At 44.3% G+C, this 17,096-nt stretch carries 14 protein-coding genes; 10 read left to right on the top strand and 4 right to left on the bottom strand.

Features of this window, described 5'->3' with window-relative positions; genetic code table 11:
• Positions 1–91 precede the first annotated feature (91 nt).
• Positions 92–733: a class I SAM-dependent methyltransferase gene (locus ACH10T_RS05160; RefSeq protein ID WP_394808254.1), complete on the bottom strand. Its 642-nt coding sequence runs from the start codon at positions 731–733 to the stop codon at positions 92–94.
• A gap of 489 nt (positions 734–1,222) precedes the next feature.
• Here ACH10T_RS05160 and ACH10T_RS05155 point away from each other — a divergent pair, with 489 nt between their 5' ends.
• The 3 genes from ACH10T_RS05155 to ACH10T_RS05145 all read left to right on the top strand — a co-directional run bounded on the left by ACH10T_RS05155 (position 1,223) and on the right by ACH10T_RS05145 (position 4,367).
• On the top strand, positions 1,223–1,627 hold the full coding sequence (locus ACH10T_RS05155; protein WP_394808253.1) for a septal ring lytic transglycosylase RlpA family protein: 405 nt from the start codon (positions 1,223–1,225) through the stop codon (positions 1,625–1,627).
• Between the two features lie 360 nt (positions 1,628–1,987).
• Positions 1,988–2,677 carry a hypothetical protein gene (locus tag ACH10T_RS05150; RefSeq protein WP_394808252.1) on the top strand — a complete coding sequence of 230 codons (690 nt, stop codon included), beginning with the start codon at positions 1,988–1,990 and terminating at the stop codon, positions 2,675–2,677.
• The gene (locus tag ACH10T_RS05145) at positions 2,640–4,367 is read left to right on the top strand and encodes a hypothetical protein (RefSeq protein ID WP_394808251.1); all 1,728 of its coding nucleotides are present in this window, start codon (positions 2,640–2,642) and stop codon (positions 4,365–4,367) included. The genes ACH10T_RS05150 and ACH10T_RS05145 overlap by 38 nt, the downstream gene beginning before the upstream one ends.
• A gap of 489 nt (positions 4,368–4,856) precedes the next feature.
• Here ACH10T_RS05145 and ACH10T_RS05140 read toward each other — a convergent pair whose 3' ends face one another.
• Positions 4,857–5,462 carry a nucleoside deaminase gene (locus ACH10T_RS05140; RefSeq protein WP_394808250.1) on the bottom strand — a complete coding sequence of 202 codons (606 nt, stop codon included), beginning with the start codon at positions 5,460–5,462 and terminating at the stop codon, positions 4,857–4,859.
• Positions 5,463–5,507: 45 nt separating this feature from the next.
• Positions 5,508–6,233: a hypothetical protein gene (locus ACH10T_RS05135; RefSeq protein WP_394808249.1), complete on the bottom strand. Its 726-nt coding sequence runs from the start codon at positions 6,231–6,233 to the stop codon at positions 5,508–5,510.
• Between the two features lie 276 nt (positions 6,234–6,509).
• On the opposite strand from ACH10T_RS05135, the gene ACH10T_RS05130 reads away from it, so the two are divergent.
• The 3 genes from ACH10T_RS05130 (at position 6,510) to ACH10T_RS05120 (ending at position 10,567) form a co-directional block, all read left to right on the top strand.
• A complete protein-coding gene (locus ACH10T_RS05130) occupies positions 6,510–8,420 on the top strand; it encodes a hypothetical protein (RefSeq protein ID WP_394808248.1) in 1,911 nt (636 codons plus the stop codon).
• A gap of 64 nt (positions 8,421–8,484) precedes the next feature.
• Positions 8,485–10,221 carry a YbaL family putative K(+) efflux transporter gene (gene ybaL / locus ACH10T_RS05125; protein ID WP_394808247.1) on the top strand — a complete coding sequence of 579 codons (1,737 nt, stop codon included), beginning with the start codon at positions 8,485–8,487 and terminating at the stop codon, positions 10,219–10,221.
• A gap of 43 nt (positions 10,222–10,264) precedes the next feature.
• Positions 10,265–10,567: a hypothetical protein gene (locus ACH10T_RS05120; RefSeq protein WP_394808246.1), complete on the top strand. Its 303-nt coding sequence runs from the start codon at positions 10,265–10,267 to the stop codon at positions 10,565–10,567.
• Here the strand turns inward: ACH10T_RS05120 and ACH10T_RS05115 are convergent.
• A complete protein-coding gene (locus ACH10T_RS05115) occupies positions 10,564–10,968 on the bottom strand; it encodes a hypothetical protein (protein WP_394808245.1) in 405 nt (134 codons plus the stop codon). The genes ACH10T_RS05120 and ACH10T_RS05115 overlap by 4 nt on opposite strands.
• A gap of 205 nt (positions 10,969–11,173) precedes the next feature.
• On the opposite strand from ACH10T_RS05115, the gene ACH10T_RS05110 reads away from it, so the two are divergent.
• The 4 genes from ACH10T_RS05110 to ACH10T_RS05095 all read left to right on the top strand — a co-directional run bounded on the left by ACH10T_RS05110 (position 11,174) and on the right by ACH10T_RS05095 (position 16,648).
• Positions 11,174–12,451, top strand: a complete 1,278-nt coding sequence (locus ACH10T_RS05110; protein ID WP_394808244.1) for an NRAMP family divalent metal transporter — start codon at positions 11,174–11,176, stop codon at positions 12,449–12,451.
• A 23-nt stretch (positions 12,452–12,474) separates the two neighbouring features.
• Positions 12,475–14,295, top strand: coding sequence for an ABCB family ABC transporter ATP-binding protein/permease (locus ACH10T_RS05105; RefSeq protein ID WP_394808243.1), 1,821 nt, complete (start codon positions 12,475–12,477; stop codon positions 14,293–14,295).
• Between the two features lie 155 nt (positions 14,296–14,450).
• A complete protein-coding gene (locus ACH10T_RS05100) occupies positions 14,451–15,704 on the top strand; it encodes a folate/biopterin family MFS transporter (protein ID WP_394808242.1) in 1,254 nt (417 codons plus the stop codon).
• Positions 15,705–16,105: 401 nt separating this feature from the next.
• Entirely contained in the window at positions 16,106–16,648 is a 543-nt protein-coding gene (locus ACH10T_RS05095; RefSeq protein ID WP_394808241.1) for a hypothetical protein, read from the top strand.
• Positions 16,649–17,096 lie beyond the last annotated feature (448 nt).

Here is a 17,096-nt window from a genome sequence, read left to right as displayed (position 1 = left end):
AAAACAAAAAATCGGGGCAGCGCCGTTCCGCTGCATGAATAGGGTGCCCTCTTAAATTCAATCTATTATTGTCTTGACTGCGGGGTCCACTTTAAACTGAATAGGTCATCGGGATTCCAAAAAATCTATTTGGTATAATTTTGTAAAAGGCGCATCCAGATAACATAAGAATTTTCTCTAGACGATCATACGAAAAAAGATACAAGGTATCTTGGTTAAAGAATGGTCTGAATTTTTTGCACCAAGCATAAAATAATGTGTTATTCCAATGCAAAAATGGAACCGATGTGTGAGTTTCAATCGGGAAAAATTTATTTGGAGTTGTGAAAAAAATAATATTCCCTACTCTTAGTATTTCTTTCAGGAAAAGTAGCTGCCTCGCTTCATCACCAACATGCTCAATTACGGCATTGCTAAAGACCATGTTATAAGATTTATCATCGAATGGAAATTTTTCTCCGTCATATTGCACAAATTGTTTTCCTGGAAATAACCTATCCATGCCATCCATGTTTTGGATGGCCAGGCCAGTATACTGTTCAGGTGCTAAGCGAAAAGTTCTTAAAAAATAATTGCTTGCTGCAACTGCAGCCTTGCGTTCAGACGAGACACCAACATCTAGTATCTTTTCCGTTCCAGAACAAAGGTTATAGAATTGATTTATCTTGTTTTCTCTTGATGCAAACATGATACGATTTTTAATCGCACTGAGACTCTTATCAACTTTTGACATATATTGTGCCTATTTTTATATGGATATTGCCGATCCATGTTGCTGAACCATATCTCATGCGAAATTCTGAAAAATTTCGAAATGAAATATGGTTATATATTGGTAATCACTAAGCTTAGTGTCTGTGCGCTGCCGCACTTAGCTGTTAAATAATTTCCGCTTCAAAAAGTACTGCACATATTCCTATTGAGCTTATGCGTGGTTCAAATTCAATCAGTGGGCATCTCTGATTGAATCCGCCATTCGTACGGCACCACACAAAGCATTATTCCGGTATCTGGGAGCAATAATTCATATTCAAATAATTGAATAATAGGACTTGATATCATGTAGGATAAGTCCTATTTCAGTGACAGAACTCCTTCATCCTTAAAATAGTGAAAAAAAAACACCATGAAAGATAGTTATATTTGCAGCCCTCTTATTTTATTATTATGTGGATGCATCGCAGCACCAGTAATAAATGATACTTCGCATCCTACACAATCTATGTACACTCAGAACATTGATAGAGCACCCAGCGCAAGTGACCATACCGCTAAACAAACAGAGGTTCTGGTTTCATCAACTAGTCAAAATAAAATAAATAATTCTACACAAGAACCTCTATGGCCTTCCGAAACGGGCATCGCAACCTACTATGCCCTAGCTATGGAAGGACGGAACACTGCAAGCGGCGAAGCCTATGACCCAGAGCAATTGACAGCAGCACATCGAACTCTTCCCATCGGTAGTAACGTTCGGGTGACTAACCTTAAAACCAAGCAACAGATCATAGTGCGTATCAATGATCGCTGGGGTGGTAGCGGAGATCGAATATTAACTTATCAAAACAAGCCACAATTCAGCTGGGTTTTGGTTCTGCAGGCACCATGCCTGTACAGCTTGATGTAGAATCAATTCCACCCAACAATGGCGCACTACCAAGCGTCAGAGCTCAAGCACTACCAGTTCGGCTTGAAGAGAGCGGTATCAGAAGTCATTCGAGATTGAGTATCTGCCAAAATGAGGCAGATATCCTAGGGCTAACAGAAAATTTCTATCACAATCATGTCACCGCCTATTTGTCGCGAAGTGAATAAAGCTTGATCAACCAAAATGGCGTGCAAGTGTCACTTCAATGCAAGCAATTGAATTCGCCTAACCATACCAAGCTAAACACCCCTATATCAACACATTTTAAATCAGAATTCTTATCTAAAGGCAATGCTCAAGAAATGTATAAAAATCAATTAATCACGAAAAAAGGAAATTATGAATAGCCTACATAAATGGCGATTTTTTCGTTCCGGTGGTTTTGATCAAGTCCGCTTAGAAGAAGGAATCGATCTAAAATCTCTCGGTGAACTTGACCCAAAGCTCTGGGCAGCACTAAGTTGTCCAACCAGTAACCTTGAGTTCGACAGTAAAACGCTTGAGTTCATTGATACCGATAAAGACGGACATATACGTGTACCCGAAATTATTGCTGCTGCTAACTGGGCAACGTCACTACTTAAGCAGCCAGAGGATCTTACCAAGGGATCGGATACTCTGCCGCTAAATTCTATTAACGATAGCACACCGGAAGGAGCCGCGTTATTGGCTTCAGCAAAACAAATTTTGCTGAATATCGGTAAGAAAAACGAGCTGACCATCTCAATTGAAGATACTGCAGACTTGAATAAGATTTTTGCGGATACAAAATTTAATGGTGATGGCATCATCCCTTCGAGTACAGCCACTGACACCGATACTCAATCAGTCATTGAAGATATTATGACTTGTGTCGGAGCGGAAGAAGACCGATCCGGTTTACCCGGTGTTTCGGAAGAAAAAATTTCTCAGTTCTTTTTGGAAGCCAAAGCTTATTCGGAATGGTGGCAGGAAGCAGAACGCAGAACGCGATGCAGCCAATATTCTACTCTTGGGCGAAGAAACCGAAGCTGCCAAGGCAGCGTTTGATCGTATAAGAATTAAAATTAATGATTATTTTACGCGTTGCCGACTTGCCGAATTCGATCAACGTGCAAGCGAACCGCTCAATCCCGCACTCACAGAATACGAAGCACTTGCCAGTAAAAATTTATCTACTGACTCCGAACAGATTGCCTCCCTGCCCATGGCAAAAATTGAAGCGAACAAGCCACTTCCACTTGGGGCAGGAATTAACCCTGCTTGGATTTTTGCAGTCACCGAATTTAGAAATAAAGTGATCAGCCCACTACTGGGTGATAAAGAAAATCTGAGTAACGAAGAATGGCAACAATTGTGCAATCATTTCTCAGCGCATCAAGCGTGGCTCGATGTTAAACGTGGAGCTGCCGTTGAAGCCTTAGAAATCAGGCGCATTCGTTCCATTTTGGCGAGTGACTATCAAGAGAAAATCTTGTCGCTGATCCATGAAGACAAATCCCTTGCCGGTGCATCAGATGCCATTAATTCTGTAGAAAAACTGATCCGCTACCATCGCGATTTATTTCAGCTTTTGAATAATTTTGTATCATTCCGTGATTTTTATACAGCCCAAAGAAAGGCCATTTTTCAAGCAGGATTCTTATATCTAGACGGTCGTAGCTGCGATTTCTGTTTGCGGGTAACAGACATTAACAAGCACAGCATCATGGCCAATTTAAGTGGCACTTACCTCGCTTATTGTGAGTGTCAGCGTGAAGGCGGTGGCAATGAAAAGATGATTATAGTTGCGGCTTTTACGAATGGTGATGCTGATAATTTAATGGTAGGCCGTAATGGTATATTTTATGACCGCACGGGCCGGGATTGGAATGCGACCATCGTAAAAATCATCGAGCATCCCATCAGTGTACGCCAAGCCTTTTGGTATCCATACAAGCGAATCGGCAAAATGATTGGTGAGCAGATCGAGAAAATGGCTAGCGCTCGCGAAAAGGCAGTACAAGATCAGGCGGCATCAGGTATCGCAAATACTACACAAACAAATGACACGGGCAAAACGCCTCCTGCTCCATTTGATGTCGGCAAGTTTGCAGGGATTTTTGCCGCCATTGGTCTGGCAATTGGCGCCATCGGTACCGCGATTGCATCCGTTGTTACCGGTTTTATCAGCTTAGTCTGGTGGCAAATGCCATTAGCTATCGTTGGATTGATCTTACTGATCTCTGGCCCGTCCGTTCTGCTGGCTTTTCTCAAGCTACGTAAGCGTAACTTGGCACCCTTGTTAGATGGTAATGGCTGGGCGGTTAACACACGCGCAATTATTAATATTCCATTTGGAGCATCATTGACACAAATAGCCACCTTACCACCCGGTGCTCAACGTTCACTCACCGATCCTTATGCAGAAAAGAAAAGTCCATGGAAATCTTATTTATTCATTTTGTTACTGCTAGGCAGCATCGCTTATCTTTGGCATACCGGCTACCTGCACCAAGGTACAGTTGAAGAATTACGGAATCAATTTTCATCCAACAAAAAAGAACCAGCCACTGAAAGCGAGGTTAAACCTGAAGCAGAAGCGGCAGTTGCCGCTCCCCAACCGGATGTTGCCCCTAGTGACCAAAAACAGGCCACAAAAGATGGATCTCAGCCGACAACAAAATCTCCAGAGTTAGCACCCAATACACCCCCTTCAGCAGTACAAAGTATTCCAGCAGCTAAACCAGTTAGTCGCTGAATTTATTTATGCTGATTGGATTTGGTTTCATTTAAAATGAACAGTTAACTTTTTTGGCGGATGACGCAAACTCATCCGCCCTGTTTCACTATCAATGGCAGCATTCCAGAAGAAATGCGTCTTGAGTGCGGAGTTCATCTTTATGTTGTTATACGCTCCGTTTCTTCCGCGATCTGACTGATCAGATCGTCAGTGGCAGCCTTGCTTCAGTTAAAGAACTGGCAGATTGAATTTTTACCTATTTGGCTGACCGCAATAAAAATCCCAAACGTTATGTCTGGAATGCCAAGGGCGAAGAAATTTTGCGGAAAATTCAGCGTGCCCGTAACGCCATGATGCAATCTCAGCATTGTTTGCATGTATAAACATTTGAAAGACACTACACTAATATTTTTTGTCTCATATGAGCCCTCAATTTTCCTGAACCACTCGACCAACTCTCTGACATTGGTAACTATCGTAAGCGAATTAGAGCAAAAATATCTCAAATTATCTAGATCGGTTTGAAGTTTTAAGTTTGAAGCTTGTAGCTTGTAGCTGACTGTTATAAATTTCTCCGGTATAGCTTTGCAAAACTTCCACAGCCTGCGAGCGCATCACTTCCCGTGTTACGCTGATTCCTCTTTGCTTCAACTCCTGTTCCCAGTGCGGCGAACGGGGGCCTTCATTAAACCCGATCGCCTGTGCGTCCTCCGAACGTGCACCACAAACAACCGAAGCCACACCTGCCCACATCAACACACCCAGACACTGGCAACACGGCTCCACACTGGTTACCAGCTCAAACGAACCATGACTTGCGAGTTCGTAGCTACCCAGCTTTTGTTCCGCTAAAGCCAGCGCCATCACTTCGGCATGCCATAATAAGGATTTACCCGGAACAACCCAATTGACTCCCGGCGCAATAAGCTCGCCGCTATGTTGATTAAAAACAGCCGCGCCGAATGGCCCTCCTCCATTTTTTATGCTTATAAGAGCCAAATCAATGACTAGAGACATTCTTTGATTCACATCGGGAAGGGTTTCTGGAATTCCGATAGCCCAAGTATTCAGCCATTCTGGGATCGGTAGTTTGATGTCGGTCCAGTGATTCATTGTGTACGCAATAAGAAATTATCAGATCAGTCGCTAAGAAAACAATTATTTTGTGCCATATAATCCACGTAACACAGGTACCTTAATTTCATATTTTTTAACTATGGAGCTAATAACATCCATAAACCAGTCAGGACTATCTGGATGGATTAGTATTTTTTCTATAAGTCTATTGATATCAACTGAAAGCTCGTATCCATATGGTGTTTTCTTCGATGGATCACGTGAATAGGTATCTAAACTAATCCTTACTTCTTTTTCAAAAGAAAAATGTGGCCTTTTTATAAAGAAACAGTCTTCATATGGCAATATTCCACGAATTTCATTTGCTTGTTCATAAATAACACTTTTTAGCTTAAGTGAGTGCCCAGTTAAACAAGAAGAATCAATACTTTCTTTGATATTCTTAACTGTAGTTTGAATTGCAATTGCGTTGTTATCTCTGCCATAGATTTCCCACATCACCATATTCTCATCAAAATTCTTATGCCAACAACTTATAAATGAATTTTTAAGAAGGTAGTCTTGAAAATCATCCGCATTTTTTACAGGAGATTCATCATTATCATCAAACTCTTTATATGCTTGCTCAATTATCTTCTTCATTTCATCTGGAAATCGACCTTCATGCTTATCTTTAAATGTATCTGCCCTCGCAAGCCACAAAACATTTTTCTCAGCCATAAATATGAATTTAGATAAAGCCATATAGCGCCAAAGCTTTTGGTCATCGTCAAGGGATTTATCAACATCTAAATTAACAGGTAGCATAGATTATCTTGTAACCTCATGAATTAAGAATAATTTATTATGTATTATTAGAAATTTACTGGCAAAACAACAGAGTTAGCAATTAATAACTCGATCATTTAAAATTAAACTTGCAGTCGCATTTATCATAAACTCCGAAAACTGTCATCAGCTCATCAATATCTTGACAGCCCCTAACCAGACCAAGTCTACTATCAGCCAGCGACTTTAGTTTATTTTTCCGTCCTGCTGTCGCTCGTTTTTATCCCCGGTTGTTGATCAGAAGGAATCATTGTTGTGTTTTCAGCGCTTAAAAACTTTAGTTTCGTAAGAACGCTCGGCTATTTAGCATTTTCTGCGAGTTGGTTGGGGTTTGCTTACTATTTTGGGCGGTTGATTCCGGATAAACAACTATGGTTTGCCTTATTGGTAACATTCCTGTTTGGATTACCCATTTACTTCGCTGCGATTTATGCAGTGACAATTGAAAGAATTTATCTTTCCAGTCAGTTCAAGAAACTGGGCATTCTGCATTGGCTCTTTACCCGCCGGATTCTGGCGTATATTGGGTGGTTGCTGTGGTCGATTGTGTTTGCATTTTTGCTGTTATTTTATCTCGGCTCGGCAGAAAAACCGGAGTGGATGATCTTCTTTGCGGCTATCCCGGTATTTGCCGTCATTTATGCCATTTTCTTCCCGATTGCTGTCCGTGAATACAAGCCTTATATCGCCGTGCATAAATCCTTAGCCTGGTCGCGTTGGGTGACTGCGCTGGCGATGGCTGTGTTTTTTGTTGTGTTTGTAAACCACACCGATGCAAGCCGTCAATATGCTTCATTGGCCGAGGCTGTCGCGATGGAAAGCCAGAAATTGGATGGGACAACCAACAGTATCTTGATTCTTGAAACCAACCGATTGTTGGGTTTTATTGAAGGTATGAAGCGTTATGCACTAGGTAGCCTGCATTCATCCAGTGATGTGCTTTATCTGGGATGTGTTTTTCTAGGTAGCTTGCTGTTTTTTTATAATGTGGCGCTCGGGATTTCCAGTTTTATGGTTCCATTATCCGAACACCGTCGCGTATTTGCGCCCATACAGGATACCGATCAGCCACCCGCAGTTTCGCCATGGGCCTGGGCGCTCACCTCAGCATTTGCTACCTTCTTTATATTTTTTATTTACGTGCCTTCGACGGTTTATGTGGATGCCTGGCTGCGTTCCAATCCGGAAACGATCAAAGAAATACAGGCATCAAAACAAACTGTGATTCAAACGGTGGAAATGATTGGTGAGGATTACTACAAACCAGGAACAGCCGCGCAAATTGAGCAGGCTTATCTCGACAGTCTCAGCAAGCTGGAAACATCGCTGGGCAAATTGCGCGAAACCACCGGTACCGGTTTTCAGCAAATGGCCGACAATGTGGATGCTTATCTGGACTGGTATTACAGTCTGCCGGGGGAATATGAGCGAATTGTGGCATTGGCCACCGGAGTTTTGGAAAATTGGATGGCTGAGAAACTGCAAAATTACCTGATGAAAGGCAATGTGTTTGGCCCAGTACAGCAGTCCATTGAAGAGGTGCTGCAAAATAATCAGCAATTACGCGCAGAGCATTTACAGAAAGTTGAACAAATTTTGGCTGAGAATCGTGTCGAACCCATTGATAACTCACAACTGGAGGTAGTTCGGCACGCTTCACTGAGTGCGCTCAAAGAACCGCCAGCAAACAGTGTTATCATCAATCTTGAAAACCGTATGCTGATCTCAGGCGGCATTGGTACCGCGGGTGCCATCACTGGTGCAATCGCCGGTAAGATCACTGCCAAGGTGGCAGGAAAGGGGATCATCAAGCTCGGTGCCCAAGCCTTAATTAAGGTGACTGCTGGCAAAGCAGTCAGTGCTTTAGGCGGGGCTGCGGCCGGTGCCGCTACGGGGGCGGCGCTGGGTTCATTCATTCCCGGCATTGGTACGGCCATCGGCGCAGCCATCGGTGGTATTATTGGTGGAATCACTATTGGATTGACCGTTGAGAAGCTTCTTCTGATGCTCGAGGAAGCATTCTCACGCGATGAGTTTAAACGCCAGATTCTGGATGCCATTGAAGAAGAGCGCGTTGAGTTCGAGAAATTTTTAAACACACCTGCTGTATCTGATAGCTTTTCCGGTAACGATATTGAAGCAAACGCGCATAAAAATATCCAGTAATCTTAATAAAACGAACCAAGCAAACCGGCCAATAGGCCTATGAGGCAAAAATACTGGAATTCGAATGGAACATAACATTGAACTGATTACGACGATTGCAGCCGGATTTGGTCTGGCTTTAATCTTTGGCTTTATTGCGGAGCGGCTTAAAACACCGGCATTGGTAGGTTATCTGCTCGCTGGAATTGCTATTGGCCCTGCTACACCTGGATTTGTCGCAGATATTGGCATTGCTTCTCAATTATCAGAAATTGGTATCATGTTATTGATGTTTGGTGTTGGATTACATTTTTCACTCAATGATCTGCTTGCAGTAAAACGTATCGCTTTGCCTGGCGCAATTGTTCAAATGGCCGTTGCGACCATTTTAGGCATGGTTCTGGCTGACTCCTGGGGCTGGAGTTTAGGTGCGGGTTTAGTTCTGGGTTTGTCATTATCTTGTGCCAGCACGGTTGTTTTGCTTAAAGCGCTTGAATCACGGGGTCTTCTGGAAACTATGAATGGCCAGATTGCCGTTGGCTGGCTGATTGTTGAAGACCTTGTCACCGTATTGATTCTTGTGCTTTTACCTTCATTTGCCACTATGTTGGGAGGATCCAACGTAACCGAGAGTACAACAGGCTCTCTATGGCTCACCGTCGGACATACCTTGTTACTGGTTGCAGCTTTTATTGCCTTGATGCTGGTGGTCGGTCATCGTGTATTACCTTGGTTGTTGTGGCAAGTTGCTCGCACCGGCTCGCGTGAATTATTTACTCTTTCTGTTGTTGCTTTCGCGATCTGTATTGCTTATGGCGCTGCAGCGCTATTTAATGTGTCGTTTGCACTCGGTGCTTTCTTCGCGGGCATGGTCATGCGCGAATCCGAATTTAGTCACCGTGCCGCCGAAGAATCACTGCCATTACGTGATGCTTTTGCAGTGTTGTTTTTTGTTTCTGTTGGTATGCTGTTTGATCCCACCATCCTAATCAATGAACCCATGCATGTTTTAGCTGTTGTAGCCATTATTATTGTTGGCAAATCTATGGCGGCCATGCTGCTGGTACTAATGCTTCGCTATCCGCTCAATACAGCCCTGACAGTGGCGGCAAGTTTAGGACAGATTGGGGAATTTTCTTTTATTCTCGCAGGATTAGGGCTATCGCTTGGATTGATGTCTAGTGAAGGAATGAGTTTGGTGCTTGCTGGCGCTTTAATCTCAATTGCTTTTAATCCTATTGCCTTTGCTGCAATCGGACCTATTAGAAACCAGATATTGAAGTACTCTGCATCTGCACGCAAATATGAAAATCGCGATGATCCATTCGCTGAGCTACACATGAGCACAGAACGTAAATTTCTTGAGGGGCAGGTTGTTATCGTGGGTTATGGCCACGTCGGTCAGCGCATTGCCAACGCTCTGAGTGAAAAGGATATCCCTTATATCATCGCAGAACAAAATCGTGAACTGGTGCAAGATCTTCGCAAACAAGGCAAAAACGCAGTATCCGGTGATGCCACGGAACCTTCAGTATTAATACAAGCGCATATCACAGACGCCGCCATGCTGATCGTCGCAACATCCGATCCGTTAAATGTTCGTCAGATGATTGATACCGCACGCACATTGAATCCATCCATTGAAATTGTATTACGTACTCGAAGCGAAGATGAAACAAAATTATTACGCAAAGACAAGATAGGTACTGTATTCTTTGGCGAGGAAGAACTCGCCAAGAGCATGACCCACCACATATTGGATCGCTTCAATGCAAAATCGAAATCTACCCACAAAAAGAACCAGTCTGACTCTCAAGACTAGAACCACTTATCAATAGTATGCAAATTTTTATGAGATCAACGCAATGACAGAACAATTTTATGTGGGCATCGATCAGGATCAGAATGAAGGATTAACTCACCTGGGTCGCATCGTACGCGATGCTTGGGTGTTTGGCATTCTTCCCGAAACAGAAACTTGCGTAGGATGGAGTGGCGCACAAATGCAATCTTTGTATGAAAAAGTTCACAACGCTTGGGAGCCTTATGCGCACTTGCCCAGTCGCCTGCCGGATGAGCTACGTGTCCGGCATAGCCGGTTATACGCACAAGCTATTGCGAGTGCGAAGGAAAAGGGTTGGGATAACGAGTTGAAGGATGATGATTAATTTTTTTCTGGGAAATGGATAATCCGGGCCGGACCATCCAGCTTTGTTTTGTTAACCAACGCCTGTAAGGCGGCCGGAAACTCCCTTTGCAACCGTGACATGATGGCTGACTGGTTCGCACGGTAATAAACGGCTTCGTAAGCAACCGGCTGAGTCAGTGCATCTCGGGCTTGCGGCTTAAAATTCCGCCACGCAATTTCAATCCAGCATTTACGCTCTCCATCGATAAACACGAACTCTTCACGATCAATAATCGCCATATACTGCATGCTGCGAATGGGAACAAATAAATGTTCAGTAGGGCAGCGTGCTAATAAGGTAATTGCCAGATTATAAGTACTCGCCGACAAATGACGCGCTTCCCGGCTGATTTCAGGATCTCGATAGCAGGTAATTTCCATAATTGATCTCGTAGCGCATTCTAAAATTCCGGTGTGGTGACCATTCTGCTTACTTCCAACAAATCAGCACAAAGGATATCAATACTTGTGTTACCTTACCGCCGTTGCCGCAGGAACTCAAGAAGGCAAGAAAACAATTACCGTGGTTTTGTTGGAAAAATAAAAAACCGGTTTAATAATAGGATATCCCTAAGAAATAAGAACTATGCCACTCTACAAACTTTTTAATCATTTTATCTCACGTTTGGGTCCTGGATTATTGTATGCAGGTGCCGCTGTCGGTGTGTCGCATTTGGTGCAATCCACGCAGGCGGGTGGAATGTTTGGATTTGATCTGATTATTGCCATCATCATTATTCATTTGATCAAATACCCGTTCTTTGAATTTGGGCCGCGCTATACCGCAGCAACCGGACATAACATATTGCACGGCTACAAGCGATTGGGAAAATGGGCGGTATGGGTTTATCTGCTCATGTCCATAGCCACCATGTTCATCATTCAGGCGGCTATTACCGTAGTCACTGCCGGTCTGGTCACTAATATTTTTGGACTGGAAGGTCTTGGCGGACACGATCCACAAATGGTTGCATTCATCATCAGCAGTGCGCTACTGCTAATTTCTTTCACATTATTGGTGGGCGGTCACTACGTATTGCTGGATAAATTGATGAAAGTGATTATCCTGGTTCTCACGATCACTTCTGTCGCGGCGGTCATCATGCTGCTATTCGATAATCCAGGTCATCATGAATCTGCGATCGTACATTTTTCATTTTCTGATACAGCACATTTAGTATTCTTAGCGACATTTCTCGGCTGGATGCCCGCACCGTTGGATCTTTCCGTGTGGCACTCCATCTGGTCGGAAAGCAAGAATGAGAGTGACGGTAAGAAAACCAGCATGAAGGAAGCGTTGTTCGATTTCAGAGTGGGGTACATTGGCACTGCGTTTTTAGCAGTTTGCTTTCTGTTACTCGGTGCACTCGTCATGTACGGCAGCGGTGAAACTTTTGCAGCCGGGGGCGCAGCATTCGCTGGTCAATTGATGAATATGTACGAACGCGCCTTGGGTGGCTGGGCCTATCCGATTGTTGCCATTGCGGCACTGGCAACCATGTTTAGCACCACACTCACGGTACTGGATGGCTTCCCGCGCACGATTGGCATCGCACTGGAGCTGTTGTTTCCACAACGCATCCAACATCGCAATAACGATAAGACTTATTTAGTCTGGTTACTCATCATCATTACCGGAACACTATTAATACTGTTCTTTTATATGACATCCATGCGGGAGATGGTAAAAATTGCCACCGTGATTGCTTTTGTAGCGGCGCCAATTCTGGCAATACTGAACATGCAGGCGATGTTTAATAAAAGTGTACCAGACGAGCATCGCCCCGGAAAACTCATGTTGCTCTGGTGTTGGTTGGGAGTGGCTGCTTTGTTGGGGTGCTCGATCAGTTATTTATTACTTTAATTTACGTCTTTTAATCGATCCCGATGCGCCCCACTCGTCTTGAGAAACCTGCAGCCACACGTAGCAATTTGAAAACGATTGCCGCCCTGTTGCCCTATTTATGGGAATTTAAAGGCAGGGTTGTCCTGGCACTCAGCCTATTGGTATTAGCTAAACTCGCCAATGTTTCGGTGCCCCTGGTCCTAAAGGAAATTGTCGATGCCTTAGATCAGCCGCGTGCTATGTTGGTACTACCGGTTTTTTTATTGGTTAGCTATGGCCTCTTACGCCTGTGTAGCACCTTATTCGGGGAATTGCGCGACGCAATCTTCGCCAAAGTAACGCAACGCGCGATCCGCCGGGTTGCGAACAAAGTATTTATGCATTTGCATACATTATCTTTGCGCTTCCACCTGGAACGTCAAACTGGCGGCGTTTCGCGCGATATTGAGCGTGGTACTCGCGGCATTTCATTCCTGTTGAATTTTATGCTGTTTAATATCCTGCCTACCTTGCTGGAAATCAGCCTGGTGCTCGCCATATTAATCAGCAAGTACGACATCTGGTTTTCCATCATCATTTTCTTGACCCTGTTGGCCTATATTACCTTAACGCTGATCGTTACCGAATGGCGCATGATTTTTCGCCGTACCATGAACAACATGGATTCAAAGGCCAATACTCAAGCAATAGACAGCTTGCTGAATTACGAGACGGTAAAATATTTTGGCAACGAAGCCTGGGAAGCACGCCGTTACGATGAGCATCTGCAATCCTGGGAAAAGGCCGCTGTCCGTAACCAGACTTCACTGGCAACGCTGAATGCCGGGCAAAGCGCTATCATCGCTGTAGGCGTCACATTTTTAATGTTACTGGCCGCCGATAAAGTCGTCGAGGGCAGCATGACCATCGGTGATCTGGTGCTGATCAATGCCTTTATGTTGCAACTTTACATGCCATTGCATTTTCTGGGTTTTGTTTATCGTGAAATCAAGCATTCTCTGGCTGATATGGAGCGCATGTTCACGCTATTAGATGAGAATAAAGAAATCCAGGATAAACCGGATGCCCAAACACTCAATGCGCAGAATCCAGCCATCCGCTTTAGCCAGGTCAATTTTAGTTATGAATCCAATCGTCAGATACTGTTTGACGTCAGCTTTGATATTCCAGCTGGTCAAAACATTGCGGTGGTAGGCCAAAGCGGTTCAGGAAAATCCACGCTCGCACGCTTGCTGTTCCGTTTTTATGACGTGCAATCGGGCTGCATCTTTATCAATAATCAGGATATCCGGGATGTCACCCAGCAAAGCCTGCGGGCATCCATGGGTATCGTTCCGCAAGATACCGTGTTATTTAACGACAGCATTTTTTACAACATCGCTTATGGGCGACCGGATGCAACACAGGAAGAGATCTACGCGGCAGCCCGATCAGCACATATTCATGATTTTATTGAAAGCCTACCGGAAAAATATGCAACGCTTGTCGGCGAACGTGGTTTGAAACTATCTGGGGGTGAAAAACAACGTGTAGCTATCGCTCGCACTATTCTGAAAAATCCGGAAATACTGATTTTTGATGAAGCGACATCGGCACTGGATTCAAAATCCGAAAAACGCATACAAGCCGAATTAAAGCGCATCGCAAAAAACCGCACCACATTAACCATTGCCCATCGGCTTTCCACCATCGCTGATGCCGATCAAATTCTGGTGATGGATCACGGACGCATCATCGAACGCGGCTCCCACACACAACTACTGACAGCCAACGGCACTTATGCGCATATGTGGGAGTTACAGCAACAAGAAGAAACAGGTAAGCGCTACCAAGCTTCTGTCTCCCAATCTAGTGTTGACTAGATTTATCCCTGCCAGTATGGTTAAAATTAGCGTTACTGATACACACAGCGTAGAATCGACGATTTCCGCAATTGATTAAAAACCATCAATTAGAATCAATGTGAAATTCTTCTTACTACTACAGGCGGCATCATTTTGATCCGGCGGCTGCACCCATGAAAAACTGGTTGCAGCATTTGCATCCGTTCAAGACTGCCGAGGCTCGGCGTCTTGCCATTTTGTTTGCAATCGTCTACTTTGCCCAAGGCATGTCCGCACTACCCAACCAGGTGATTGCAATTAACTTTAAGGATCATGGTCTTGAAGCTGATGCTGTCGCCACTTTCTTCCTGCTGGCATCGATTCCCTGGTTTATCAAACCGCTGTATGGATTAATCTCAGATTTCGTGCCACTGTTCGGCCAACGACGCAAAAGCTATCTGATCGTGACTTCTGCCTTGGCATGCATTGCAGGATTGGTTGCCGGGCTTTCAGCAAACTACTCCTATTGGGAACTTGCCGTCCTCTATTCGATCATGGGATTCGGCCTCGCCTACAATGACGTATTAACTGATGCATTGATGGTGGAAAAAGGCAAATTAAGTGGACTGACCGGCGCCTTCCAGTCGGTACAATGGATTGCGATCACCGCTGCATCAATCATTGTCGGGTTGCTGGGTGGGTATTTTGCCGAGTACCGGCAGTTGCAAACTGCTTTTATAGTTGCCGCCATGTTTCCTCTGGTTGTATTACTGATGTCTGGGTTTTTCGTACGCGAGAAGCGTATTAACCTCCAGAAGAGAGAATTCAGAGCGATCTGGACGGCATTACGGTCCGGATTTGGGGAACGTTCAGTGTGGCTGGTTGGTGCTTTTATCTTTCTGTTCAATTTCAGTCCCTCGTTTGGACCGGCATTCCTCTACTACCAGATCGACGTACTCGATTTCAACCAACAATACATTGGCTTTCTGAATGCAGTCGATTCGGCGGCCAGCATTTTGGGCGCGCTGATCTACGCACCGCTTGCGCGCTCAACACCACTGCGGCGGCTCATTAATTTCGCCATCGGTCTATCGGTCATCACATTGCTGACTTACCTGGGTTATAGGGGAGAATTTTCTGCGCTGCTGATCCACGTGATCTGGGGCATCACTGGCATGATCACCACTCTCGCATTCCTGGATCTCGCAGCACGCGCATGCCCCAGGCGGGCAGAAGCCACTTTCTTTGCACTGCTCATGTCGATCTTTAATCTTGGCACACTGGCTTCGCAATATGTTGGCGCACATTTGTATACCGAACTCGGTGAAGGTTCATTCGCATACATCTGGTTAGTTATCATCTCATCATTCGCAACAGCCGCAATCTGGCTGTTCGTCCCCATGATACATATCGAACGCATCGAGGCACGCGCACAACGGCATCATTAGCTACCGGGCTACTCCTGTACACTGGAGTAGCGTTTTTGTAAATGTAGCAAATGAATATCACTCCAGATTGATATATATCAATTAATCACATTTAAATATCTCATATATTGAAACTGCTCTTGAAGAGTGCGGAAAGCTTAAGAGTACTTGAATAAATTTATGGGGGTTAATCATCATTTCAATCTAAATGGATAGGGTCCTTTGTATGTGTGGTTATGCTATATAACGCACCATCGTTTGCAACGGGAAATGGTACAACAGAGCATATAATAAGTCAGCGGATCCTAATGCATTGTATGGCTTATGTTCGCCAGGAGGTAGTTCACTACAAACAAAAATTCTTCATCTGGCTTTTTTAGGTGAAACACTCGCCGATGTTTTAGCTATCACGGTATTAGATTGTGGCCCTTCCGGAGGAGGGGGGGGCTCCTGAAAAAGTATCCTGCCCCGCAGATAGCCTATATGCATATTGTATAAATACTGGCAATGATGGGATTGGACAAGATGTATCATTGGGTGTTTTGAAGTTTGATGCTAAAACTGACCCTAATGGTCTTTATACAAGCTGCCCTAGCGGCGCGCAACTTAAAACAAAGCTATCCTTAATAGGAGGGGATCGGCGCTTAATCAAAGGTATCGTAACCTTAGCTTGTGACAGCAGCACAGCAGCATCGAAAACAAAACCTGAACGAATAGCTTGCCCTGATGGACCTACCCCTTATGACTTTTGCCTCAGTACCGCCAATGATGGGTTTGGTAACGCGATCACAATTGGTGTGGTAAAGGCGCAAGATCCAGGTGATCCCTATGGTATGTATGGTCAGTGCCACAGTAATATATCGCAGTTTGGTATAAAAACCGGGGTTTATGTCAAAAGCATCACTCGTTACGAGTGTGGATCGTTCCATGGATACTGTACGATCGATCGATATTCTAATCTGTAACCAACCAGGAGGAGTTGGTAGCTGGATCAGTGATCACTTGGAAACAGGTCCGTGCACTGATATGCCGCTATCTACTGCATGGACAAGTCGTTATAGTTACTGTGTCTGGGGAACCGATGATAAGGGCAATGGAGTCGTAGCAGGTGTTAATCAATAACTGGGTTTCATGGCACGTTGCAGAAAAGAATCGGCAGTTCAAATTTAGATTTTGATTTGATCAAGAACGGGGGCTTAGGCTCCCGCTTTCGTTTCCTGAGTAGCAAAGTAGTTTTTAAATCAATATGATGTCAGTTTAAATTGTATTAACTCATTGATGTAATTCCAATTACAGATAGAAGCATTAATAATATAGCCTTTACCTTTGGTAGAGGCCATCATGGCACGGAAGGCAAGTGGGGCGGAGCAACTTGTGGTGGCAATGGAACGGTTAAAGAAGGCCAAGACTGAG

Origin of the sequence: Nitrosomonas sp., assembly GCF_043753625.1 — a bacterium.
Taxonomy (GTDB): Bacteria; Pseudomonadota; Gammaproteobacteria; order Burkholderiales; family Nitrosomonadaceae; genus Nitrosomonas.
This window is presented reverse-complemented; position numbering and strand designations above follow the sequence as displayed.